The sequence below is a fragment of the Micrococcus sp. KRD128 genome (genome assembly GCF_017168395.1).
GTDB classification, from domain to species: Bacteria; Actinomycetota; Actinomycetes; order Actinomycetales; family Micrococcaceae; genus Micrococcus; species Micrococcus luteus.
This window is the reverse complement of the sequence record NZ_JABFAX010000013.1, coordinates 8,059-29,676: the sequence shown is the minus strand read 5'-3', so window position 1 is coordinate 29,676 and position 21,618 is coordinate 8,059. Positions and strand designations below refer to the sequence as shown.

Annotated in this window: 22 protein-coding genes; 9 read left to right on the top strand and 13 right to left on the bottom strand. The window is 73.6% G+C overall.

Annotated features, from left to right (window positions below; translation table 11 throughout):
• Positions 1-259: 259 nt before the first annotated feature.
• A complete protein-coding gene (locus J1M44_RS05600; RefSeq protein ID WP_144824501.1) occupies positions 260-742 on the bottom strand; it encodes a MarR family winged helix-turn-helix transcriptional regulator in 483 nt (160 codons plus the stop codon).
• A gap of 115 nt (positions 743-857) precedes the next feature.
• Between J1M44_RS05600 and J1M44_RS05595 the strand changes: the two genes are divergently transcribed.
• The 3 genes from J1M44_RS05595 to J1M44_RS05585 all read left to right on the top strand — a co-directional run bounded on the left by J1M44_RS05595 (position 858) and on the right by J1M44_RS05585 (position 2,514).
• Positions 858-1,736 carry a DODA-type extradiol aromatic ring-opening family dioxygenase gene (locus J1M44_RS05595; protein ID WP_144824500.1) on the top strand — a complete coding sequence of 293 codons (879 nt, stop codon included), beginning with the start codon at positions 858-860 and terminating at the stop codon, positions 1,734-1,736.
• A gap of 77 nt (positions 1,737-1,813) precedes the next feature.
• Positions 1,814-1,954 carry a hypothetical protein gene (locus tag J1M44_RS05590; protein WP_002855432.1) on the top strand — a complete coding sequence of 47 codons (141 nt, stop codon included), beginning with the start codon at positions 1,814-1,816 and terminating at the stop codon, positions 1,952-1,954.
• Between the two features lie 29 nt (positions 1,955-1,983).
• On the top strand, positions 1,984-2,514 hold the full coding sequence (locus J1M44_RS05585; RefSeq protein ID WP_049158237.1) for an SgcJ/EcaC family oxidoreductase: 531 nt from the start codon (positions 1,984-1,986) through the stop codon (positions 2,512-2,514).
• Positions 2,515-2,526: 12 nt separating this feature from the next.
• On the opposite strand, the gene J1M44_RS05580 is transcribed toward J1M44_RS05585, so the two are convergent.
• Genes J1M44_RS05580 through J1M44_RS05570 form a run of 3 tightly spaced genes read right to left on the bottom strand, consistent with a single transcriptional unit; the run spans position 2,527 to position 6,338 of the window.
• Positions 2,527-3,087, bottom strand: coding sequence for a GNAT family N-acetyltransferase (locus tag J1M44_RS05580; protein ID WP_144824499.1), 561 nt, complete (start codon positions 3,085-3,087; stop codon positions 2,527-2,529).
• A gap of 6 nt (positions 3,088-3,093) precedes the next feature.
• Positions 3,094-5,553, bottom strand: a complete 2,460-nt coding sequence (locus tag J1M44_RS05575) for a YhgE/Pip domain-containing protein (RefSeq protein WP_144824498.1) — start codon at positions 5,551-5,553, stop codon at positions 3,094-3,096.
• The gene (locus J1M44_RS05570) at positions 5,553-6,338 is read right to left on the bottom strand and encodes an ATP-binding cassette domain-containing protein (protein ID WP_144824497.1); all 786 of its coding nucleotides are present in this window, start codon (positions 6,336-6,338) and stop codon (positions 5,553-5,555) included. The genes J1M44_RS05575 and J1M44_RS05570 overlap by 1 nt, the downstream gene beginning before the upstream one ends.
• A 72-nt stretch (positions 6,339-6,410) precedes the next feature.
• Between J1M44_RS05570 and J1M44_RS05565 the strand changes: the two genes are divergently transcribed.
• On the top strand, positions 6,411-7,019 hold the full coding sequence (locus J1M44_RS05565) for a TetR/AcrR family transcriptional regulator (RefSeq protein ID WP_020624715.1): 609 nt from the start codon (positions 6,411-6,413) through the stop codon (positions 7,017-7,019).
• A 21-nt stretch (positions 7,020-7,040) separates the two neighbouring features.
• On the opposite strand, the gene J1M44_RS05560 is transcribed toward J1M44_RS05565, so the two are convergent.
• Positions 7,041-7,808: a sulfite exporter TauE/SafE family protein gene (locus J1M44_RS05560; protein ID WP_136940582.1), complete on the bottom strand. Its 768-nt coding sequence runs from the start codon at positions 7,806-7,808 to the stop codon at positions 7,041-7,043.
• Positions 7,809-7,881: 73 nt separating this feature from the next.
• Between J1M44_RS05560 and J1M44_RS05555 the strand changes: the two genes are divergently transcribed.
• Positions 7,882-9,162: an NAD(P)/FAD-dependent oxidoreductase gene (locus tag J1M44_RS05555; RefSeq protein ID WP_144824496.1), complete on the top strand. Its 1,281-nt coding sequence runs from the start codon at positions 7,882-7,884 to the stop codon at positions 9,160-9,162.
• Between the two features lie 27 nt (positions 9,163-9,189).
• Here the strand turns inward: J1M44_RS05555 and J1M44_RS11680 are convergent, their stop codons facing one another.
• The 5 genes from J1M44_RS11680 to J1M44_RS05530 all read right to left on the bottom strand — a co-directional run bounded on the left by J1M44_RS11680 (position 9,190) and on the right by J1M44_RS05530 (position 12,859).
• Positions 9,190-10,080 carry a class F sortase gene (locus tag J1M44_RS11680; protein WP_241252845.1) on the bottom strand — a complete coding sequence of 297 codons (891 nt, stop codon included), beginning with the start codon at positions 10,078-10,080 and terminating at the stop codon, positions 9,190-9,192.
• Between the two features lie 29 nt (positions 10,081-10,109).
• Entirely contained in the window at positions 10,110-10,781 is a 672-nt protein-coding gene (locus J1M44_RS05545; protein WP_144824495.1) for an excalibur calcium-binding domain-containing protein, read from the bottom strand.
• A gap of 204 nt (positions 10,782-10,985) precedes the next feature.
• Positions 10,986-11,198 carry a hypothetical protein gene (locus tag J1M44_RS05540; RefSeq protein ID WP_144824494.1) on the bottom strand — a complete coding sequence of 71 codons (213 nt, stop codon included), beginning with the start codon at positions 11,196-11,198 and terminating at the stop codon, positions 10,986-10,988.
• Between the two features lie 217 nt (positions 11,199-11,415).
• On the bottom strand, positions 11,416-11,895 hold the full coding sequence (locus J1M44_RS05535; RefSeq protein WP_144824493.1) for an SRPBCC family protein: 480 nt from the start codon (positions 11,893-11,895) through the stop codon (positions 11,416-11,418).
• Between the two features lie 79 nt (positions 11,896-11,974).
• The gene (locus tag J1M44_RS05530; RefSeq protein ID WP_144824492.1) at positions 11,975-12,859 is read right to left on the bottom strand and encodes an Ltp family lipoprotein; all 885 of its coding nucleotides are present in this window, start codon (positions 12,857-12,859) and stop codon (positions 11,975-11,977) included.
• Between the two features lie 316 nt (positions 12,860-13,175).
• Between J1M44_RS05530 and J1M44_RS05525 the strand changes: the two genes are divergently transcribed.
• Positions 13,176-16,040: a cation-translocating P-type ATPase gene (locus J1M44_RS05525; RefSeq protein WP_144824491.1), complete on the top strand. Its 2,865-nt coding sequence runs from the start codon at positions 13,176-13,178 to the stop codon at positions 16,038-16,040.
• 103 nt (positions 16,041-16,143) lie between these two features.
• Positions 16,144-16,929, top strand: a complete 786-nt coding sequence (locus J1M44_RS05520; protein ID WP_144824576.1) for a spermidine synthase — start codon at positions 16,144-16,146, stop codon at positions 16,927-16,929.
• A 15-nt stretch (positions 16,930-16,944) separates the two neighbouring features.
• On the opposite strand, the gene J1M44_RS05515 is transcribed toward J1M44_RS05520, so the two are convergent.
• The gene (locus tag J1M44_RS05515; protein WP_144824490.1) at positions 16,945-17,454 is read right to left on the bottom strand and encodes a MarR family winged helix-turn-helix transcriptional regulator; all 510 of its coding nucleotides are present in this window, start codon (positions 17,452-17,454) and stop codon (positions 16,945-16,947) included.
• Between the two features lie 24 nt (positions 17,455-17,478).
• Between J1M44_RS05515 and J1M44_RS05510 the strand changes: the two genes are divergently transcribed.
• Complete coding sequence (locus tag J1M44_RS05510) at positions 17,479-18,714, top strand: MFS transporter (protein ID WP_144824489.1); 1,236 nt, start codon at positions 17,479-17,481, stop codon at positions 18,712-18,714.
• A gap of 40 nt (positions 18,715-18,754) precedes the next feature.
• Here J1M44_RS05510 and J1M44_RS05505 read toward each other — a convergent pair whose 3' ends face one another.
• On the bottom strand, positions 18,755-19,786 hold the full coding sequence (locus tag J1M44_RS05505; RefSeq protein WP_144824488.1) for a DMT family transporter: 1,032 nt from the start codon (positions 19,784-19,786) through the stop codon (positions 18,755-18,757).
• Positions 19,787-20,058: 272 nt separating this feature from the next.
• Here J1M44_RS05505 and J1M44_RS05500 point away from each other — a divergent pair, with 272 nt between their 5' ends.
• Positions 20,059-20,418: a VOC family protein gene (locus J1M44_RS05500; RefSeq protein ID WP_144824487.1), complete on the top strand. Its 360-nt coding sequence runs from the start codon at positions 20,059-20,061 to the stop codon at positions 20,416-20,418.
• A gap of 1,073 nt (positions 20,419-21,491) precedes the next feature.
• Here the strand turns inward: J1M44_RS05500 and J1M44_RS05495 are convergent.
• Positions 21,492-21,618, bottom strand: a 127-nt coding sequence (locus tag J1M44_RS05495) for an integrase core domain-containing protein (protein ID WP_144819830.1), incomplete at its 5' end; no start/stop codon positions are given.

The following is a 21,618-nucleotide window of genomic DNA, read 5'->3' as shown; positions in this document are numbered from 1 at the left end:
GCGGAGGGGGGCGCGGACGAGGCGGGCTCGGACGACGACGGCGCCGCGTCCTCCCCGTCCTGCCCGCAGGCGGCCAGCAGTCCCGATCCGAGCAGGGCGGATCCGGCCAGGAGCATCTGTCGACGGGTCGGCTGCGGCACAGGCAGGGGCATCGGGCACCTTTCTCCGGGGCATCCATCATGCCAAGGCCGCCCGGCTCGAGACCACCCCTGCCGGGCGGGCGGCGGGGACGGCGCGGGCGCGCGCGCCCGGTGGGAACTCAGCTCTCGAGGCAGCGGTCCTCGGGGTCGATCGCCCCCATGACCCGCCGGCCGATGGCCGCCAGCTGCCGGACCTGCGCCCGCGTGAGCGGGTCCAGGACCACGCGGCGCACCTCGGCCACGTGCCCGGGGGCGGCCTCCTCGACGGCCGCCCGGCCCGCCGCGGTCAGGACCGCCCGGGTGTAGCGGCCGTCATCCGGGTCCGGCTCCCGCCGCACGAGCCCCCGCTTCTCCAGGCGGGTCACCACCTGGGACAGCCGCGGCAGGGAGCCCGCCGAGAGCCAGGCGAGCTCGCTCATCCGGCGCGTGCCGCCGTCGGCCTCGGAGAGGTTGGCGAGCACGGAGTACTCGAAGTGGGTGAGGCCGACGTCGCGGCGCAGCTGGGCGTCCAGGGTCGGCTCGAGGCGCATGGCCATGCTCATCAGGGCGAGGAACGCTCGGCGCTCCTCCGCGTCCAGCCAGGGGGCGGCGTCGTGGTCCATGGCCGCCACCCTACCCGAGGACACCGCGCGATTCAGTTGCACTGTGAACCGAATAGCCCTACTGTTCACTTCACGCGTGAAGTCACCAGACGCCGTCGTGAGCCAGGAGGACACCATGACCGCCACCATCCAGGACCCGTGGGCGCAGCCCACCCCCGCCGGCGCGTACGACGACCTGCTCGTGCGCGCGCTGCCCCTCACCCGCGCCCAGCGCCGCTGGGAGCCCGCCGACGGACCCCTGCCGGCCCTGTTCGTCAGCCACGGCGCCCCGCCCACCCTGGACGAACCGCAGTGGCTGCAGGACCTGTTCGCCTGGGCCCAGAGCATGCCGAAGCCGCGCGCGATCGTGATCGTGTCCGCGCACTGGGAGGACGCCCCCGTGGCCATCTCCTCCGCGGCCGCCGGCACGCCGCTGGTCTACGACTTCGGCGGCTTCCACCCGCGCTACTACGAGCTGACGTACGCCACCCCAGACGCCACGGACCTCGCCGCCCGCGTGGCCGGCGTCCCCGGCCAGGGCCGGCCCGGTGCGGTCCACCAGACCGGCCGCGGGCTCGACCACGGCGCCTACATCCCGCTCATGGCCATGTACCCGGACGCGGACGTCCCCGTGGTCCAGGTGTCCATGCCCTCCCAGGATCCGGCCGCGCTGCTGCGGCTCGGCACCCGGCTCCGCGCCCTGCGGGAGGAGGGCGTGCTCGTGATCGGCTCCGGGTTCATGACGCACTCGTTCGCCGCCATGCGCGACCCGCGCCTCTTCGGGCACGTCGACGCCTTCGACCGGTGGGCGGCCGAGATGACCCACGCGGGCGACGTCGACGCCCTGGTCGGCTACCGGGACACGGCGCCGGGCGCGCTGATCGCCCACCCGACGGCGGACCACTTCGTGCCGCTGCTGCTCACCATGGGCGCCGCGGACGACCCGAGCTCGGCGCGGACCGTGTTCGACCGCTTCGTGTTCAGCAATCACATCCGCAGCTTCAGCGTCGACTGAGCCCCGGCTGGGAGGCGCCTTCGACGCGGGCCGACGCATGCGCCCCTCGCGCCGTGCCGCGTGCCACACTGGCGAGCGTGACCCGACGTCCGGATGCACCACCCCCGGCCGACCCGCGCACGCGTGCGGCCCTGCGCGCCGTGCTCACGGTCCTGGCCGTGATGGCGGTGCTGTTCGCCGCCGTCGTGCTGATGCTGGCCTACGGGCCCGCCCGCTGAACCCGTCCTTCCCCGATCCAGGAGCAGCCATGTCCCCCGCGGACCCCACCGCCGACGTCGCGACCCGACCGGCCGGCCCCGCCGCGGTGGCCGAGGCCTTCGCGGCCGCCTGGAACGCCGCCGACGCCGACGCGCTCGCCGAGCTGTTCGCCGAGGACGCGGACTTCGTGAACGTGGTGGGCATGTGGTGGACGCGGCGACGGCAGATCCGGGTGAACCACGCGCTCGGCTTCCGCTGGATGTTCCCGGCCTCCCGGCTCGTGCTCGGGCAGGTGCGCGTGCGCGAGCTCGGGGACGTGGCGGTGGTGCACGCGCCATGGACCATGACGGGGCAGACCGCGCCGGACGGCGACGAGGCCGGCGAGCGCACCGGCGTCCTGCTGCTCGTGGTGCACCGCACCGAGGCGGGGACGTGGGAGGCGGTGGCCGGGCAGAACACGGACTCCGTGCCCGAGGCGCAGACGCACCTGGCCGACGACGACGGGCTCGCCGCGGTGCACTACCACCCGTCGGCGTGGATGGATCCCGACGAGGACCCCGACGGCCCGGAGGCCTGCTGAGCGGCGGCCGGCTCACTCCACCGTCAGCAGCCGCACCCAGTCGTCCTCGACCTTCTCCCCGCCCACCACGAACTGCCGCGCCCCGATCGTCGCGAAGCCGAGGCGCTCGTAGAACCGGTTGGCCCGCGCGTTCTGCGCGTTCGTGCCGAGCCACACGTGCTGGAACCCCAGCCGCCGCAGCCGCGCGACGCCGTCGTGCACGAGGGCCTCGGCCAGCCCGGTGCCGCGCCCCTCGGCGAGCACATACAGCTTGGAGAGGTGGCCGGCCGGCACGTCGCCGAGCCGCTCCGTGACGGGCGCCTCGGGGGCCGCGGCGGTCTCGTACATGGCGTAGCCGAGCAGGGTCTCCGGGGCGTCGGCCGCGGCGCCCACGAGCACGATCCGCTCCGGGTCCGCGATCCACGCAGCCACGGCGGCCTGGTTCAGGTGCAATGCGATGTGCGCCTCCACCGCGGCACGCGGCAGCGAGGCCGGGGAGGCGTCCGGGAAGGTGGCCGCGGCGATCGCGGCGATCGCGGGCGCGTCCTCGGGGCGGGCCGGACGGACGACGGCGGCGCGGGGTGCGGAAGTCATCCCCGCTCAGGCCTGCAGCGCGGGGTGCAGGTCCTTCATGCGGAACCGGCGCCGACGCCGCACCACGAGCACGTCCAGGGCGAGCGCCGCCGCCCCGACACCCATCAGCACGACCACCGGCACCCAGAAGCGCTGGTCCAGGCCGCCGGAGATCGCGTTGCGGAACGCCTCGATGGAGTAGCTCATCGGCATGAACGGGTGCAGCGCCTGGAAGAAGCCGGGCAGCACCTCGGCCGGGTAGGTGCCGCCGGTGGAGGCCAGCTGCAGGATCAGCAGGACCAGCAGCACCGCCGAACCGGGGGTGCCGAGCGCCGTCTGCACCAGGTGCGCGATGAGGGAGAACACCACGGCCACGAGCACCGTCAGGGCCACGGCCCGCACCGGGTGCACGGGGGCCAGGCCCAGCGGCAGCGTCGCGGCGAGCATGAGCAGGCCGCCGCCCACGGCCACGATGCCCACGGGCAGCCACGCGGCCAGCGCGATCGCCACCGGGTTGCGGCGCCCGGCCAGCAGCCGCCCGCTGATGGGCCGCATGATGTTGAACGCGGCGATGCCGAACACCCACAGCGCGATGGAGAAGAACATCGGCGCCATGCCGCGCCCGTAGACCTCCGCGGAGTTGTCCACCTGCATCACGGCCTCCACCGGCCGGGACATCACCAGGGCGGCCTCGTCCCGCTCGTCCTCGGTCAGGGCGGGGACGCGGTCGACGCCGTCGGAGAGCCCGGAGGCGAGCTCGTGGGCGCCGTCGTCGAGGGTGCCGAGGCCGGTGTGCAGCTCCCCGGCGCCGTCCTGGAGCTGGGCCAGGCCGTCGTCGAGCTCGGTGGCGCCGGACTCCAGCTGGCCCGCACCGTCCTGCAGGGTCAGCGCCCCGTCGTGGAGCGCGGCGTTGGCCTCGGCGAGGGTGGTCGCCCCGTCCGTCAGCTCGCCGAGGCCGGACTGCAGCTCCCCGGCGCCGTCCTGGAGCTGGGCCAGGCCGCCGTCGAGCTCGGTCGCGCCGGAGCCCAGCTGCTCGAGGCCGTCCGCGAACTTCCCGGCGCCGTCGGCGAGGGAGTCGGCCCCGTCCTTCGCCTCACCGATGCCGCCCTGCAGCTTCTCGGCGCCCGCGGCCACGGCGTGGGCGCCGTCGTTGAGGTCCGTCAGATCCTCCTTGGCGGAGGCGGCGACGTCGTCCTCGACGAAGCCCTGGACGCGCTCGTTGGCGGCAGCGGAGGTCGCGGCGGCCTCCTCGGCGCGGCCGGCGACGGCGGTCACCCGCTCGTCCGCGCCGGTGAGCGCCTCCTGGAGCGCGGCGTACTGCTCGGACTCGGCGAGCGTCGGATCCTCGTCGGCGAGCTCGGCCAGGGCGGCCTGCGCATCGGCGATGCGGGCGCCCGCGCCGTCCTCGGCCGTGCCGGCCACCTCGGCGACCCGCTGGACGTCCTCGTCCACCGCGGCGACGTCGGCGGCCACCGCGTCCTGCCGCTCGATCACCTGGTCCAGGCCGGGGATCACCGTGTCGTAGAGCTGCTGGGTGCCGTCGGCCACCTGCGTGGCGCCGTCGGTGAGCTCGGCCGATCCGGTCTGCAGCTGGGCCAGCCCGTCGGAGAGGTCCGTGGCGCCCTGGCGCAGGGCGGGGGCGTTCTCGGCGAGCTGCCCGGCGCCGTCAGCGAGGGCCTGGGAGCCCTCGCGCGCCTGGTCGAGCCCGTCGGCCAGGCGGCCGGCCCCGTCCTGCGCGGACGCGGCGCCCGCGGCGAGTCGCTGGGCGCCGTCGTCGGCCTGGGCGGCGCCGTCCGCGAGGTCACCCGCACCCGTGGCGAGCTGGCCCGCGCCCTCGGCCAGCTTGCCCGAGCCGTCGTGGGCCTGGACGATCCCGTCCTCCAGCTGGCTCGCGCCGTCCTCCGCGGAGGCCGTGCCGTCGGCCAGCTGCGCGGCGCCGTCGGCGGCGTCCACCATGCCCGACCGCAGCTCGCCGAGGCTGGAGAAGACGGCCTCGAAGTACGCCTCGATCGCGGACCGGTTCACGGCGGCCTCGACCTTGGCCTGGCTCGCGTTCGTGACGGAGCCGATCACGAAGCCGTTGGCGTCGTCTCGGCGCAGGGTGATCTGCGCCTGCTGCGGTGTCCCGCCGCCCTCGGGGCTGACGAGGTCACGACTGAGCTCGGCGGGGATCTCCAGGACGAGGTAGTACCGGCCCTCCCGCAGTCCCTCCTCGGCCTCCTCGCGCGTGGTCTCGCGCCAGTCGAAGGCGCGGTCGTCCTTGAGGCGCTCGGTCATGTCCGCGCCGGTGCGCAGCGTGGTGTCGCCGCGCTGGACGGGCTCGTCCTCGTTGACGATCGCCACCGGCAGCCGGTCCATGGCCCCGTAGGGGTCCCAGTTCGCGGACAGGTACAGAGCGCCGTAGATGGCGGGGACGAGGAAGATGAACAGCAGGGCGAGCAGGGGCAGGCCACGGCGGAAGCGTCGCAGCTCGTAGCGGAACAGCATCAGTTCTCCCGGACGGGGGGCAGGGTGAGGACGACGGCGTCGCGCGGCACGGGCGCGGAGGCCACGGCGCTCACCGCGAACGGGTGGCCGTGGTCCTTGAGGACGTCCAGGGCCGCGTGGAGCGCGACCAGCTCATCGATGGTCAGGGTGGCGTCCACGTCGTCGAAGGTGACGAGGCGGGCCGGGCGCAGGCAGGCGACGACGGCGGCCAGCAGCGCGCGATCGGGCGCGGACAGCTCCCGGACGACGGCCTCCGGCGCCACGGTCAGCCTCACCGCGTCCGCGAGGAGGGCGAAGCGCGCGCGGCCGGCGCGGCGGCGCACGCCGTCGGCGAGGCAGCGCTCGTCCACGACCTCGGCCGCGGTCAGCGCCGGCTCGAGCTCCACCAGGTCGGTGGTGTGGGCGACGGCGGTGCGGGCGCAGAGGGCGTGCGGGTGGCGCGCGGCGTCGATCGAGGGCCGGTACGCACGGGCGGCGGGCCGCTCCGTGCCGTCCAGGGCGACGTCCACGGGGCCGCCGGTGAGCACGAGCTCGCCCCGCACGCCCTGCAGGCGCCCCGTGAGGGCGAGCAGCAGGGCCGAGCGGCCCGAGCCCTGGGTTCCGAGCACGGCCAGGTGGGTCTGCGGGGGCAGCACGAGGTCGAGGGGGCCGAACACCGGCCCGCGACCGCCGCGCAGGGTCAGACCGCGCGCCACGAGGGTGGCGGGCGGGAGGTCGTCGAGGTGCGCCGGGACGGGGGCGGGCCCGGGGCCATGGTGATCGGCGTCGGTGGGAGTGGAAGACATGGGCCCTCTTTGCCGAGTCGAGGCGGATTCAATACCATCGGTATTCAATACCATCGGCATCGAGAGAGCAACATGGCCACCCGACCCCGCCGCGAGGATGTCCGCGCGGCCATCCTCGACCACGCGGCCCGGGTGTTCGGACGGGAGGGCTACGCGCGCTCCTCCCTCGCCCGCATCGCGGCGGAGGCCGGCTACACCAAGGGCGCCGTCTATTCCGGCTTCGCGGGGAAGCCGGACCTCTTCGCCGCCGCCTGCACCGTCCAGTTCGAGCGGGCGACCACCCGAGCCATGGACGGCGTCGCCGACGCCCTGGACGACCCCGACCTGCCGCGCGAGGACCTGGTGGCCCGCGTGGCGGAGGCCCTGGCCGACGTCGTGCTCGAGACCACGGGCTCCTGGCCCCTGCTCCTCCACGAGTTCCAGGCCGTGGGCCTGCGCGAGCCCGCCGTGGGGAGAGCCTACCGGACGCTCACCGTCCGGCGGCGGGACTTCCTGGCCGGCCTGCTGCGCGAGCACCGCGTGCTGGCCGACGTCCCGGACGAGCAGGTCACGCACACCGCGGCCATGCTCCTGATGCTCGTGCACACGCTGTCGGTCGAGCGGCACCTGGCCCCGGAGGACCTGACGGTGGACGACGTGCGGGACACGCTGGCCGCGGCCGTGCGCTCCCTCCTGCCCTGACGCCTGCGCGCCGGCCCCGCCTCAGCCCAGGGTGCCGGCCACACCGCGCACCAGCGCCACCGTGCCCCCGACGCCGGCGAGGCAGATCGCGAGGACGCGCGCCTTCGCGGGGTCCACCCGGCGGGCCACCACCGAACCGAGCAGGACACCCAGCGGACCGCCCGCCACCACGGCGACCCACACCGGCCACGGCACGTGCAGCCCCGCGGGCACGGCCGCGCCGAACAGCGACTTGGTGGCCAGCGAGGTGAGGTTGGCCAGCAGGAACACGGGCTGGAGGGTGGCCGCCCACGACCGCTGGTCCCACCGGCTCGCCACCGCGTAGACCGCGAGCGCCGGCCCGGCGATGCCCGCGGTGGTGTTCATGAACCCGGCCACGGCGCCGGAGGCGAACACGGCCCCGTTCCCCTGGGCGGTGAAGCGCTGCTGCAGGCCCAGGACGGCGGCGACGGCCACCAGCACGGAGGACCCCAGGAGGATCTCGAGCGCGTGGGCGTCCAGGACCCGCACAGCCCACGCCCCCGCGAACGAGCCGGCCACGAGCAGGGGCGCGAGGCGGACGAAGCGCGGCCAGTCCACATGCCTGTGCAGCATCGCGAACAGCAGCACCGCGGACACCGAGGCGGCCACGTTGGACAGCGTCACCCCCGCCACCGGGCCCAGGAGCAGGGACAGCGTGGGTGCGGCGATCATGCCGACGCCCATCCCGCTCACCCGCTGGAGCGTGCCGCCCACGGTGATCGCGGCCAGCGCGACGACGGCCGGCAGCCACACCAGGGAGGGGTCCATGCGGGCAGTATGCCGGAGCCGGGGTGTCCGTCGGCCCTGGCTTCCGCCCGTGACGGGTGCGCATGCTGGCCGCATGGCCCAGCACAGCTCCACCCCGTTCCCGCTCGTGATCGTAGGCAGCGGCCCCGCCGGCGTCAGCGCCGCCCGCGCCTACGTCGACGCCGGGGGACCCGGCCCCGTCCTCATGCTCACCTCGGACGTGGACCACCCCTACGAGCGCCCGCCGCTGTCCAAGGAGCTGCTGCGCGGCACCGCCGAACCCGAGCCGACGGTGCTGGACGAGCTGCCGGACGCCGTCGAGCTGCGCCGGGGCGTGACCGTCACCCACGCGGACCTGGGGGCGCGGACGCTGTGGGCCGCCGAGGAGCCGATCCGTTTCGAGCGGCTCATCCTGGCCCTGGGCGCCCGTCCGGTCCCCCTGCCGGACGTCGAGGCCGACGCCGAGGTGCACCTGTTGCGCTCCTTCGCCGACGCCCGCCGCCTGGTGACGTCGGCCGGGCACGCGCGCTCCGCCGTCGTGGTGGGGTCCGGGTTCATCGGCTGCGAGGCGGCGGCCTCGCTGGCGCTGCGCGGGGTGGACACCACGCTGGTCACCCCGGACGGGGTGCCGCAGCAGAGGCGGCTGGGCGGCGCCGCCGGCGAGCGGATCGCCGAGTGGCTGACGGGCGCGGGCGTCACGCTGCGCACGGGCGTGCGGGTGAGCGGCATCGAGGCCCCCCGGACCATCCACCTGGACGACGGCGTCACCCTCGCCCCGGACCTCATCCTCGCCGCGGTGGGCATCGAGCCCGGCGGCAGCCTGCTCGAGGGCACGGAGCTGACCGTCCACGAGGGACGGATCGTGGCGGACGAGCACCTGGCCGCGGCTCCGGGCGTGTGGGTGGCCGGGGACGTCTCCCGGGCCCGGCACGCGGTGGCGGGCCGACCGATCGTCGTCGAGCACTGGGGCGACGCCCTGGCGATGGGCGAGGTGGCCGGCGCGAACGCCGCGGCCACGACGGTGTCCGTCCCGGACGTCGCGGCCGGGCAGAGCTCGGCGCTCGCGCACGAGGCCGACACCGACGAGGGCGCGCTGCGGAGCTGGGACCAGGTGCCCGGGTTCTGGAGCACGATCGGCGAGCATCTCCTCAAGCACAGCGCCTGGGGCGACGGCCACGCCACGGCCCGCGTCGTCGAGCGCCCCGGCTCCTTCACGGTCTGGTACGCAGACGAGGAGGACCGCCTGGTCGGCGTGCTCACCTACAACGCGGACGACGACGCGGCGCGCGGCCGAGAGCTCGTGGCCGCCGGGGCGGCGTGGTCCGAGGTGAGCGGGGACCTGCGCGGCGAGCTGCGGACGGACCCGGACGCCTGAGCGGGCGGTGCCCGGTGCCGGAGCCGGTCAGTAGACGTCCACGAGGGTCGCGTAGACGATGTGGTTCGCCTCGAACTCGCGCGTGAAGGCGTTGTAGCCGTCGCACGTGATCAGGCGCAGCTCGGGGGCCTCGGTGTCCCCGTAGACCTCGTCCGTGGGGAACTCGTCCTTGCCGTACGTGACGCCGCGGTCCACCGCGAACACGGCCACGGCGCCGTCCTCGCGCTCCACCTCGATCGTGTCCCCCGGCGCGAGGTCGGTCAGGTGGGCGAAGACGCCCGCGGAGCCGTCCGTGGCGTTGACGTGCCCGAGCAGCACCGCCGGGCCCCGCTGCCCCGGGCTGGGCGAGTTCGCGTACCAGGCCGCGGGCGAGCCGGGTTCGGCGGGCGGGACGGCGAGCGAGCCGTCGTCCCGCAGGAGCAGGCGCATCAGGTCGGAGCCCGCCCCGATCGAGGGGATCGTGAAGGACACCGGCGGGGAGTCGTCCAGGCCCTCGGCGACGACGGCCTCCTGCGCCGAGCGTTCCTCTTCCGCGACGCGAGCGGCCTCCTCCGCGGCGGCCGCCTGGGCCGCAGCGGCCTCGGCCTCGGCCTGGGCACGGGCGGCCTCCTCGGCAGCCGCCTCCTCCGCCGCAGCCGACGCCGCGGCACGGGAGGCCTTCGCGGACGCCTCTGCGGCGGCCGACTTCTCCGCGGCCGCGCTCGCCCGGACCGCCTCGGCCGACGACGACGCGGCGGCCCGGGAGGCCGAGGCTTCGGCGGCGCGGGCCTCGCGGGAGCGCTGCGCCTGGGCGGCTGAGGCGGACGCGGCGGGATCCGGGGTCGAGGCGGCCTGGCCGGCGCACCCGGTGAGCAGCAGGCAGAGCGCCGCCGCGGACGCCACAAGGCGTCCGCGGCGGGCGGGTCGGATCCGGATCATGCGTGAAGCGGAGGGGATCCGGGCCGGGTTCAGGCCTGGGCGCGACGGCGGACCAGCACGGCCGCACCGGCGACGCCGGCCAGGCCGAGGGCACCCACCGCGAACGCGGCGGCGGGGTCGGCGGCGGGGGCCACACCGGTCTCGGCGGCGCCGACCGGGACCACGGACACCTGGGACTCGTCCTCGGTCTCCACGACGGCACCGGTCTTGATGGCCTCGATCTCGGCGGCGGCGGCCTGCTCCCGGCCCTCGACGATCACGCCGTACTCGACGTTGTACTCGCAGCCGACGCCGTCGAGGTCCGCGTCGAGGTCCTCGTGGTAGTACTCGGAGTCGGACGGGATGTTGTAGACACCGGCAGCGAACGCGTCCTTGCAGTCCGGGTAGGTGTACTGCTCATCGATCCAGTCGGGCTGGGTCACGTGGTCCGGGAGGCCGGACTCCTCCTGCACGGGCGGGGCCCAGTCGGCACCACCGTCGAGGCGCTCCAGGCCCTGGCGACCCTCGCAACCGATGCCGTCATCATTCGCGTCCAGCTTCGGCTGGAACCGGGGATGCGTGGACGGGATATGCGAGTACCCCTCCTCATACGCAGCCGTGCAGTTCGCGAACGGCGCCTCGACGGCCGTCGCGGGGGCGGCGGCGAACAGGGACAGGCCCAGGGCGGCGGTCAGGGTGGCGCCGGTGACGATCTTCTTCATGGCAGACCTCGTTGTCTCAAGGGGAGGATGGAACGCACCACAGGGGGATGTGACGGGGCAGACGAGGCTGAGAAAACCATGGCCGGACCCTGGATGTCCAGTCGGCGGCGCCGCTGATTCTGCCGCTGACCTGGAGCGATGCGCCTCCGCCGACCCACGACGCGCCGCCTTCCCCGGCGGGAAGACGGCACGCCGTCCGCGCGGTCACTTCGCGTGACGGGCGAGCAGGTCGCGGGCGACCTCGATGCCGGCGGCCTCGACGTCATACGAGCCGGTGGCCTCGTGGTGGGCCTCCACGGCGTCGGTGATCCGGTAGTGGTCCGGGTTGCCGGGCGGGTCCGAGGTCTCCAGCACATGGATCAGGTAGGTCTCCCCGGCGGCCAGGTCCTGGCGGTCGTGGTTCTCGTGATGGGTCATGTCGTCCTCTCGGGCGGAGTCCGGACGGGGCCGATCCCCGCCACTCGTACGGACCAGCGTGGAGCCGCATGCCGCACCAGGGCCAGGCCTGGCCACCTGCGCGATGACCCGTCTGCGGATCTGACCCTTCTGGCTGCTCGTTCGACCGCCAGAAGGGTCAGAACCGCAACGGATTCCCCTCGGCCGGGCGCGCGACGGCGGCGGGCGTCGCCTGCCCTCAGCCCTGGCGCTCGGCGAGGTCCGCGAGCCGGTCGATCGACGCGCGGAGCTGCTCTTCGCCGGTCCGCCGCGCCTTCTGGATGCGCTTCGGATCGGTGAGCCGCGTCCAGTCATAGGTGTGGGTGACGCGGCAGCCGCCGTCGTCGTCGCCGTCGACCTCCCACCGCCACAGCTGGCCGAACGGCTCGCCGCCGACCTCGGAGGGCTTCCAGGCGATGCGGCGGCCCTCCTCGAACTCGACCACGTGGTTCGCGCGGTCCACGCCCTTCTGCAGGGTCATGACGAACACGTCCCCGACGGCGGTCACCCGCTGTCCGGAAGCGGCCTCGGCCAGGTTGTCGTTGCCGTCCCACTCGGGCTGGCGGGAAGGGTCCGCGATCAGCTCGAAGACGACGCTGGCCGGCGCGTCGATGTGGCGCGTCGCGGACACGACGCGGTCCTCGGGGGCGGGTAGGGCGGTCTCGTCGAAGTGCTCCATGCCGTCACGCTAGACCCTCCCACACGGCCGTCGAGAGGGTCGGCGGACCGGGCCGGATGCCCGGCCCGCCAACCCGGGCTCACAGTCCGGCGGCATCGACGCCGTACTCGGCCTGGGAGGCGGAGTAGCCCTCGAACATGAGCTGGTCGATGAGACCGGCACGGGAGAACGCGGAGTGGCTCAGGTACGACTGGGCCTGCTTCGCCGCCTGCTCGTTGTAGTCGATGCCCAGGCCGTCGACGGCGGCCGTCGCGTCAGCATTCGAGTAGCCCTCGAACTCGAGCTGATCGATCAGACCGCTCCGCGAGAACGCCGTGTGAGTCAGGTACGACTGGGCTTGCTTCACAGCCTGCGCCGCGTAGTCCACGTCCAGGCTGTCCACGGCCGCTGTGGCGTCGGCGTTCGAGAAGCCCTCGAACTCGAGCTGATCGATCAGGCCGCTCCGGGAGAAGGCGGTGAAGCTCAGATACGACTGCGCCTGTCGCACGGCCTGCTGTCCCTCCGCAGACAGCCCGCCGCCACCCGTCGACGCGGCCGACTCCTCTTCGACGGCCGCCGCGTCGACTTCGGCAGATGCCTCCGCCTCACGCTCCGCTTCCGCCGCGGCCTCGGCTTCAGCCTCGGCGGATCGGGACGCCTCGGCCGCGGCGGCCTCGGCGGACTTCTCGGCCTCCCGGGAGGCGGCCGCGGCACGGCTGACCTCGGCCGCCTGCGAGGACTCCGCGGCACGGCTGGTGCTCGCCACCGCAGACGACGAGCCGGCCGCGCGGGACGAGGAGGGCGCCGCGCCGTCGGAGGCCCGGCCAGACGAGGACGGCGCGCTCGAGGACGATGCGACGGAGGGCGAGCCGGCGGACGACCCGGCTGCGGCGTCCCCATCGACGGAGCATCCGGTGAGCAGGGCGAGCGCGGCGAGGCCAGCGGTCAGGAGCGCGGTGGGGCGGGCAGGACGAGGACGGAGCATGGCGCTCTCCTTCGACGAGGGGAGGCGGTTGGCCTCCAGCAATGGGAAGCGAGCACTCGGCGAGTGTTCACCATCCTCACAGTAACGACCCAGCGGACACGTTAACGGTGTCCGGCCCCACCCCCGCCCTGAGGAGGCATGGCGGCGTTCCTGAAGGCGGTCCTGCTGACCGCCGTCGCCCCCCGCACTGCGGGGCGGCGGCCGTCACATGAGTGGGCCACCCCCGGCCGCGCTGGGGGCGACGGCCTAGACTCCAGGCATCCGACCTCACCGGCTCACACCGCCGGCGGCCCGGTCCGTTCCAGGGAGCCCCACCGTGACAGCCCAGCCCAGCACGACACCGTCCTCCGCCGAGCAGCGCCTATCCCGATGGGCCCAGGCGGACCCGGAGGAGGCGCTGGCGCACTTCGGCTCCGACGGGGTGCGGGGCCTGAGCTCCGCTGAGGCGAGGCACCGGCTGGAGGAGTACGGGCCGAACGAGCTGACGGCCGCCCGGCCGGAGCCGGCCTGGCGGCGCTTCCTGCGCCAGTTCGCCGACCCCCTGATCCACCTGCTGGCCGCGGCCGTCGTCATCTCCGTGCTCGCGTGGCTGTTCGAGGGCGCCCGCGGTGTGCCCGTGGACGCCGTCGTCATCCTCGTGATCATCGTGTTCAACGCGGTCCTGGGGTACGTGCAGGAGGCCAAGGCCGCGGACGCGGTGGCCGCCCTGCAGGGCATGGCCGCCACGATGGCCACCGTGGTGCGGGACGGCCAGTCCCGGCGGGTGCCCGCCGCCGAGGTCGTGCCGGGGGACCTCCTGGCCCTCTCCGAGGGGGACTCGGTCGCCGCGGACGCCCGACTCCTCGCCGCCTCCTCCCTGCAGATCGCGGAGGCGGCGCTGACCGGCGAGTCGGCCCCGGTCGCCAAGAGCCCGGCCACACTCGCGGAGGAGGTGCCCCTGGGCGACCGCACGGACATGGTCCACCGGGGCACGGCGGTCACCCAGGGGGTGGGCACCGCGGTGGTCACCGCCACGGGCATGGACACGGAGATGGGCCGGATCGCGCAGCTGCTCAGCGGCACCGAGGAGAAGCCCACGCCCCTGACGCGGGAGATCGAGGCACTGGGGCGGACGCTGGGCCTCGGGGTCATCGGCATCGCCGTCGTGGTGATGGGCGCGATCGCCCTGACCAGCGGGGTGCACTCGGTGCGCGAGGCCGTCGACGTCCTGATCGTGGGCGTCTCCCTGGCCGTCGCGGCGGTCCCCGAGGGGCTGCCGGCCATCCTCTCCGTGGTCCTCTCCCTGGGCGTGCAGGCCATGAGTCGGCGCAACGCCATCGTGAAGAGCCTGGCCTCCGTGGAGACGCTGGGCTCGGCCTCGGTGATCTGCTCGGACAAGACCGGCACGCTCACCCGCAACGAGATGACCATGCGGGCCGTGCGCACCGCCTCCGGGCACGCCTGGATCGAGGGGGTGGGCTACGCGCCGCAGGGTGAGGTGCGCCTTGGCGACTCCGCCCTGCACGAGACCGCCGCCGAGGACCCGCTGCGGATGGAGGCGACCCTGGTCGTCTCCGGGGGCGCCCTGGCCTCCAACGCCGAGGTGGGGCGGGAGGAGGACGGTTCCTGGGCGGTCCTGGGTGATCCGACGGAGGCCGCGTTCGTCGTCGCCGAGCGCAAAGCCGGCCTGGACACCGAGCGCGGCACCCGCTTCACCCGCATCGCCGAGGTGCCCTTCACCTCGGAGCGCAAGATGATGTCCGTCATCGCCACCGACGCCGAGCGCGGCGGCGGCCCCGTCCTCATCGCCAAGGGCGCCCCGGACGTGCTGCTGCGGCACTGCACAGGTGTGCGCCGCGGACACGAGGTGGAGCCCCTCACCGAAGCCCACCGGGTCGCCGTCGCCCGCGACGTCCAGGAGCTCTCGGACCAGGCCCTGCGCACCCTCGCCGTGGCCGTCCGCCCATTGACCCCGGAGGAGCTCGACGCAGTGCGCGGCCCGGACGGGGTCGTGGACTCCGAAGCCGCCCTGGACCTGGAGCACAACCTGGCCTACGCCGGGACCGCGGGCATCATCGACCCCGCCCGTGACGAGGCCGGTGACGCGGTCGCCGAGGCCCTCCGCGCGGGGATCCGCGTCGTGATGATCACCGGCGACCATCCGGCCACCGCCCTGCGGATCGCCCAGGAGCTGGGCATCGAGGCCGAGGGCGGGCGCGCGCTCTCCGGCCCCGACCTGGAGGCCATGGATGCCGATGCCCTGCGGGAAGCCGTGGCGGAGGTGTCCGTGTACGCCCGCGTCTCCCCCGAGCACAAGCTGCGGATCATCGACGCCCTGCAGTCCCGGGGGCACATCGTCTCCATGACGGGTGACGGCGTGAACGATGCCCCCGCCCTGAAGAAGGCGGACATCGGCGTCGCCATGGGGGTGACCGGAACGGAGGTCTCCAAGGAGGCCGCGGACATGATCCTCACCGACGACGACTTCGCAACGATCGTGGCCGCGGTGCGACAGGGCCGGGTGATCTTCGAGAACATCAAGAAGTTCCTGCGCTACCTGCTCTCCTCGAACACGGGCGAGGTCCTCACGATGTTCTTGGGTGTGCTGCTGGCCGGTTTCCTGGGCCTGACCGGCCACGGCGAGGGGGTGGTGGTCCCCCTGCTGGCCACCCAGATCCTGTGGATCAACCTGGTGACGGACTCCGGTCCCGCGCTGGCCATGGGCATCGACCCCGGGGACGAGGACGTGATGGCCCGCCCGCCGCGCCGCGCCGAGGAGCGGGTGATCGACCGCCGCATGTGGGGTGGGATCCTCAGCATCGGGCTCGTGATGGCCGTGGTGACCCTCGTGGCCCTGGACAGCCAGCTGCCCGGCGGCCTCCTGGCGGGTTCCGGGACCGTGGCAGCGGCCCAGACCTGCGCCTTCACCACCCTGGTGCTGGCGCAGCTGTTCAACGCGCTCAACTCCCGCTCCGAGACCGTCTCCGCCTTCCACGGCCTCTTCCACAACCGCTGGCTGTGGGCGGCCATCGCCCTCGGCGCGCTCGCCCAGGTGCTCGTGGTGCACGTGCCCGTCCTGCAGACGGCGTTCAGCACCGTCGCTCTGGATGCCCGGCAGTGGCTGATGTGCCTGGGGCTGGCCTCCGTGGTGCTCTGGTATGACGAGCTGCGCAAGCTCGTGCTGCGGGCCTGGCGGTCCTGAGCGGCGCCCTCGCGGCGCAGACCGGCCCGCGGGCGCGGTCCGGCGCGGGCCGGGACATACTGGGGCGGTGACCTACGATCCCGACACCCCCGTCCGCACCGTCATGCTGAGCACCTCCGGCGAGCCCGCCCGGATCCTGCCGGACGAGCACGACGGGGGCCGGATCCTGGAGATCGGCGGGGCCGCCCAGTCCCACGTGGACCTGGCCGACCCCGCTCGCATCCGCTACGAGTACCTGCGCCGCATGGCCCACGTGCTCGACGTAGCCTCCCCGGCGGGCGCGCCGGTGCGGGTCCTGCACCTCGGCGCGGGCGCGCTGACCCTGCCGCGCTACCTCCAGGCGACCCGACCCGGCTCGGAGCAGACGGTGGTCGACCTGGACCGGGAGCTCGTGTCCTTCGTGCTCGCCGAGCTGCCCCTGCCGGCGGGCACGGACCTCGTCTCCGTGGTCGCGGACGCGCGCCTGGCCGCCGTCGACCTCGCGATGGACGGGGAGCGGTTCGACGCCGTCGTGCTGGACATCGGCACCGGCGAGGAGGGCGCCGAGCACCTGCGCGGCGCCGCATTCTACGAGGAGCTGCTCGAGCTGCTGACGGCGGGCGGGGTGCTGCTGGTGAACATCGGCGACGACGCCGGCCTGCGCTTCCTGGGCGCCGAGCTGGGCGCCCTCGAGGAGGCGGCCGCCGAGGCCGGGATGCCCGGCCCGTGGACGCTGGCGGACCAGGGGATGCTGGAGCGCCTGGACTGGGGCAACGTCGTGCTGGCCGCGGGGGCGCCGCTGGGAGAGGCCGGCTGCACGGACCGCCTCGCCGCGGCGGGGCCGCATCCGGCGGCCGTGCTGGACCCGGCGGAGTCGGCCGCGCTGGCCGCCCGCATCCGTCGCGCCTGAGGGCGGGCGCGGTGCTCAGGGCCGGGGGTCCTCCGCACCGGGGCCCGTCTGCGGCCGGGGCCACGGGTGGCCCCGGCGCTCCTCCGCCCCCTCGTTGAAACGCCGCAGGAGCCTGCTGAACTCGACGACGTCCTCGGCGGGCCAGGAGGCGACGATCTGCGCCACGTTGTCCGCCCGGGAGCTCAGCTCCGCGGCGAGGCGGGTGCGCCCCTCCTCCGTGGGGCGGTGCAGCCGGGCGGAGCCACCGTCGGGGTCCGCCACCCGCTCGACGAGGCCGGCCTTCATGGCGGCGGCCACCTGCCGGTGGACGGTGGAGACGTCGAGGTCGAAGGCCTCGGCCAGCTCGGCGACGCTCATGGCCCCGCCCGCCTCCAGGCGGGCGAGCAGCACGGTGGCGCTGCGCTCCAGCGCGCTCGACCGGCCGTAGGGGGCCACCCCCTGCGTGGCCACCCGCAGCAGGAGCATGTGCTCGTACATGATCCCTTCGACCGGGTCGACCCACGCCCCCTCAGATGATTGCATCATGCAAACGATGCTACCTTTTGCATCATGCAAATCGCCGAGCAGGAACGCATCGCCTCCCCCACCTTCGTCCTCGCCTGGGTGGTCTCCTTCCTCCAGTTCCTCGCGTTCTACGCCCTGGTCACCACCATGGCCGTGTACGCGGTCCGGCAGTTCGCCGCCTCGGACGCCGGGGCGGGGCTGGCCTCGAGCGCCTTCGTCATCGGCGCCACCGTCAGCCGCGTGGTCACCGGCCACGTGGTGGACCGCTTCGGCAAGCGCCGCGTCCTGGTGGTGGCCCTGGTCGCCGTCGCGCTGTCCTGCACGCTCTACCTCGTCGCCTCCTCGCTGCCGGCCCTGGTGGCGGTGCGCATGCTCCACGGCGCCAGCTACGCCTTCGCCAGCACCGCCGTCATGGCCCTGGCCCAGGCGGCCATCCCCGACGGGCGACGCGCGGAGGCCACCGGCCACCTCGCGCTGGGCACCACCCTGGCCACCGCGATCGGCCCCGCCCTGGGACTCTTCCTCGCCGGCTCCATCGGCTACGCGTGGCTGTTCCGGGCGACTCTGGGGATCACGGTGGTCAGCCTCGTGCTGGGCCTGCTGGTGCGCGAGGCGCCCGCCGCGACGGGCGTCGACGGCGAGCGCGCCGCCGGCGAGGTCCCCCTGGAGCACCCCGCCCCCGCGGTGGGCTTCCGCCTGCGCTCCGTGCTGCACCCGGCGGTGCTGCCGATCAGCGGCTTCATGCTGCTGGTGGGCCTGAGCTACGCCGGGATCCTCACCTACCTGAACGCCTACTCGGTGGAGCGCGGGCTCGCAGCCGGCGCGGGCCTCTTCTTCCTGGCCTACGCCGCGGCGATGCTCGTCATGCGCCTCACCCTGGGCACCCTGCAGGACCGCCGGGGGGACGACGCCGTCGTCTACCCCGCCCTCCTCTGCTTCACGGCCGCGCTCCTGGTGCTGGCCTTCGCCACGCGCGACTGGCAGGTGGTGCTGGCCGGGGCGCTGAGCGGCCTCGGCTACGGCACGCTCATGCCCGCGGCCCAGGCGATCGCCGTGAACGCGGTGCCCTCCCACCAGCTCGGCGCCGGCATCTCCACCCTCATGCTGTTCGCGGACGTGGGGCTGGGCCTGGGCCCCGTGCTCCTCGGCGGGCTCGTGGCCTCGGCCGGCTACGGCGCCATGTACGCGGCCCTGGCCGGTGTGCTCGTGATCGCCGCCGGGTACTACTTCGTGATGCACGGACGCCGGCACGGGCGGCGGGGGACCGTGGCCCGCGCCTGAGGTCCCGCGCGGTGACGGCGGCCTGCCGCCGCGGGCGACGCTACCGGCGCCGCGCCGGCCAGGACGCGAGCGTGACGGCGGCGAGGGCGCCCAGGGTGCCCAGCACCGTCGTCGTGGTGACCGTGGATCCGTCAGTGGGGGCCACCAGGTCCACCACGACGGAGCCCAGGAGGTTGCCCGAGACCAGGCCGAGGGTGGCGGCGAAGACGCCTAGGCGCGGGACGACCATGGCGCCCACCCCGATGAACACGCACCCCAGCGGGCCGCCGAGGTAGAGCCGCCAGTCGTGCGGCAGCGCGGGCATGCCGTGGCCGGATGCCAGGGCGATCCCGCCCCACACGATCCCGAGGAAGAGGACGCCGGCGGTGAAGTTGACCAGGGTCGCCGGGATGGCGGTGCCGTAGGCCGTGGTCTGACGGGCGTTGAACACCTGCTGTCCGGCGGTGGCCAGGCCGGCCAGCAGGGGCAGCAGGGCCAGCAGCGCCCAGCCGGGCCCGCCGCCGGCCTCGCCGAGCGAGGGCCACACCACGAGGGCGACCGCGGCCAGGGCGAGCGCCGCCCCCGTGAGGCGCCGCGGCGTCAGGCGCTGCACCCCGGCGGGGCTGAGCCCGAGCCGGTCCACGACCATCCCGCCGACCACCTGCCCGGTGACCACGGCGACCGTGAACACGGCCACGCCGAGGGGGCCGATCGTCGCGGACTGGGTGAGCACCAGGAGCCCGCCGATCACGCCCGCCACCGCGTACCACGGGCGCACGGACCCCGCGGCGAGGGCCGGGCGGATGCGGGCCAGGCCTCGGCGGCCACGCGGCGTCAGCACGCTCACGAGCACCATGACGACCAGGCCCGCCGCGAAGGAGCACAGCGCGGCGAGGACGGGGTCGCCCGTCAGGTGGGCGAGGCGGGAGTTGATGCGGCCCTGCAGCGGCATCACGGAGCCGGCGGCCACCGCGAGCGCGAACAGCAGGGCGGTCGCCCGCGGGGAAGGGGCGTCCGGGCGGGCGGCGGCGTCGGCCGGGCGGGAGCGGGAGGGTCCGCGGCCGGCGGACGGGGCAGAGGATTCGGGTGGCATCCCCCCGTTCTACACCCCTAGGTGTACTGACCGGGGACGTTGATCGAAGAGCCACTGCATGAGATTCACCTCGACACTGAGAGATGGGATGGTGTGGGGATCAACATTCTGAGCGCCGTTGAAATCACGTACTGAATCGCACCGGTGTCTCCGACCGGATGCTGTTTCACTAGGGGCTCTAGGGCTGTTGACCCCAGCGGCTGCGGACCCGGCGACGGGCTACCGGCATTTCCAGACCTGACCACAGCCCCGCAACGAACAAGGAGAACGTCATGTCACTGCGCCTGTCGCATACCACCTGGGATGCCCTCGACCCGTACGCCATCGCGGAGTTCTGGCGTCAACTGCTGGACTGGAGCATCACGGAGGCCGACACCTACCAGCCCGGATCAGACGAGTGCTACCTGACCAGCCCGCACGGGTACACAGTCCTCTTCTACCGCGTGCCCGACGCCAAGACCGTCAAGAACCGCGCACACATGGACCTCGCCCCCGAGGACTCCACGCGAGACGAGCAGGTCGAACGCGCATTGGACCTCGGAGCAACCCTCGTCGACGACCGGCGCGAGGACCTCGGCTGGGCCGTCATGGCCGACCCCGAGGGAAACGAGTTCTGCATCCTCAGTGCATGACCCCACTGGCCGCGCCACTGAGGACAAGGCGCCGGAAGCTCCACGCTGCTTCGGTGGCCTGAATTCGCTGTACGGATGGAGGGCACCTCAGCAAGACAGTTACGTGACCGTAGGTTCACGGTTCTCACTAGGGCGTGTCCCCCAAATGCCTGCGTGGTCGCTGGTACGCGGAGGCGTTGCGAACGTCTATTATGAAGTTGTTAATGCGAAGAAGAAGAGCTGGGATGGGAACCTGGCAGCCGATGGTACGGGATATTAGAGAATGGGGTGATTGCGAGTAATGGTCATTGGCATTGCGTTTCTCCACCTAATTATTCCTGCGACCTGGTTAGTTATGACCACATCGGGCTGGACGGGTGAGCAGTACTCATCGTTCTCCCTAGGCTTCGCGGTGTCTTCGATTATTATCTCAGTGGCGTCCTGGTTTTTATTACAGCGACCAAAGAGTGCTGAGGTGCGCTTGAAGGGCGCTCCCTGGGTGCTTGCTCTAGCCCCTACCCTTATGTTATTCGGGTTGGCCGCATTTCGATTGCCGGGTGAAGGCGGGTACTGGGGAGCCTGGATATACATTACCGGCGTGGCTGCCCATCTAGTTGTCTTCCTGCTTGTCATCTTTTATGCAATGCAAGAACGAGGGACGTTCGGCCAGTAGTGGATTTCTTGGGTCAGCGGGGTCGATAGGAAGAACCGTCCTCAGTGCCCCATTATGTTTCGCTCAAGCTGGCTTGTGCGCCCGCCCGGTCCGGTGCGCTGCACGCAGCGTGCAGCGCACCGGACCGAGCCGCCGAGTCCTCGACACGACGGGGGCTGCCGGTGAGCGGCCCCCGGGCCGGGTGGGTCAGCCCTTGACGGGCTGTCTAGGACAGGTCGGGGTCGGCGGCGACCGCGGCCACCGAGGTGGCGCCGATCATGGCGGCGGCCTCACGCGAGCCCATGTCCACGGCGGCGTTGCGCACCGTCTCCGCTTCCTCCGTGGGCTTCCAGCTCAGCCCGTGCGGGAACGTGCCCGTCTACCGGGCCGCCGTTCTCATGAACGCGGTGATCGCGTGGTCGAAACGGTTGCCAGACACGCCCTAGGTGTAGGAGGGCATGACGTTGTTGACTCGGGCCGGTGCCAACGAGGTTGGCGGGGCGTCCCCGCAGGAGGTATGAGGCCGATGGTAGTTGTAGTGGTTCACCCACACCGCCAGGGCCTCACGC

Excerpts from the sequence above, each read along its gene's own strand:
- J1M44_RS05600 (WP_144824501.1), bottom strand. The coding sequence starts at position 742 with ATGGACCACGACGCCGCCCCCTGGCTGGACGCGGAGGAGCGCCGAGCG.
- J1M44_RS05595 (WP_144824500.1), top strand. The coding sequence starts at position 858 with ATGACCGCCACCATCCAGGACCCGTGGGCGCAGCCCACCCCCGCCGGC.
- J1M44_RS05585 (WP_049158237.1), top strand. The coding sequence starts at position 1,984 with ATGTCCCCCGCGGACCCCACCGCCGACGTCGCGACCCGACCGGCCGGC.
- J1M44_RS05580 (WP_144824499.1), bottom strand. The coding sequence starts at position 3,087 with ATGACTTCCGCACCCCGCGCCGCCGTCGTCCGTCCGGCCCGCCCCGAG.
- J1M44_RS05575 (WP_144824498.1), bottom strand. The coding sequence starts at position 5,553 with ATGCTGTTCCGCTACGAGCTGCGACGCTTCCGCCGTGGCCTGCCCCTG.
- J1M44_RS05570 (WP_144824497.1), bottom strand. The coding sequence starts at position 6,338 with ATGTCTTCCACTCCCACCGACGCCGATCACCATGGCCCCGGGCCCGCC.
- J1M44_RS05565 (WP_020624715.1), top strand. The coding sequence starts at position 6,411 with ATGGCCACCCGACCCCGCCGCGAGGATGTCCGCGCGGCCATCCTCGAC.
- J1M44_RS05560 (WP_136940582.1), bottom strand. The coding sequence starts at position 7,808 with ATGGACCCCTCCCTGGTGTGGCTGCCGGCCGTCGTCGCGCTGGCCGCG.
- J1M44_RS05555 (WP_144824496.1), top strand. The coding sequence starts at position 7,882 with ATGGCCCAGCACAGCTCCACCCCGTTCCCGCTCGTGATCGTAGGCAGC.
- J1M44_RS11680 (WP_241252845.1), bottom strand. The coding sequence starts at position 10,080 with ATGATCCGGATCCGACCCGCCCGCCGCGGACGCCTTGTGGCGTCCGCG.
- J1M44_RS05545 (WP_144824495.1), bottom strand. The coding sequence starts at position 10,781 with ATGAAGAAGATCGTCACCGGCGCCACCCTGACCGCCGCCCTGGGCCTG.
- J1M44_RS05540 (WP_144824494.1), bottom strand. The coding sequence starts at position 11,198 with ATGACCCATCACGAGAACCACGACCGCCAGGACCTGGCCGCCGGGGAG.
- J1M44_RS05535 (WP_144824493.1), bottom strand. The coding sequence starts at position 11,895 with ATGGAGCACTTCGACGAGACCGCCCTACCCGCCCCCGAGGACCGCGTC.
- J1M44_RS05530 (WP_144824492.1), bottom strand. The coding sequence starts at position 12,859 with ATGCTCCGTCCTCGTCCTGCCCGCCCCACCGCGCTCCTGACCGCTGGC.
- J1M44_RS05520 (WP_144824576.1), top strand. The coding sequence starts at position 16,144 with ATGCTGAGCACCTCCGGCGAGCCCGCCCGGATCCTGCCGGACGAGCAC.
- J1M44_RS05515 (WP_144824490.1), bottom strand. The coding sequence starts at position 17,454 with ATGATGCAATCATCTGAGGGGGCGTGGGTCGACCCGGTCGAAGGGATC.
- J1M44_RS05510 (WP_144824489.1), top strand. The coding sequence starts at position 17,479 with ATGCAAATCGCCGAGCAGGAACGCATCGCCTCCCCCACCTTCGTCCTC.
- J1M44_RS05505 (WP_144824488.1), bottom strand. The coding sequence starts at position 19,786 with ATGCCACCCGAATCCTCTGCCCCGTCCGCCGGCCGCGGACCCTCCCGC.
- J1M44_RS05500 (WP_144824487.1), top strand. The coding sequence starts at position 20,059 with ATGTCACTGCGCCTGTCGCATACCACCTGGGATGCCCTCGACCCGTAC.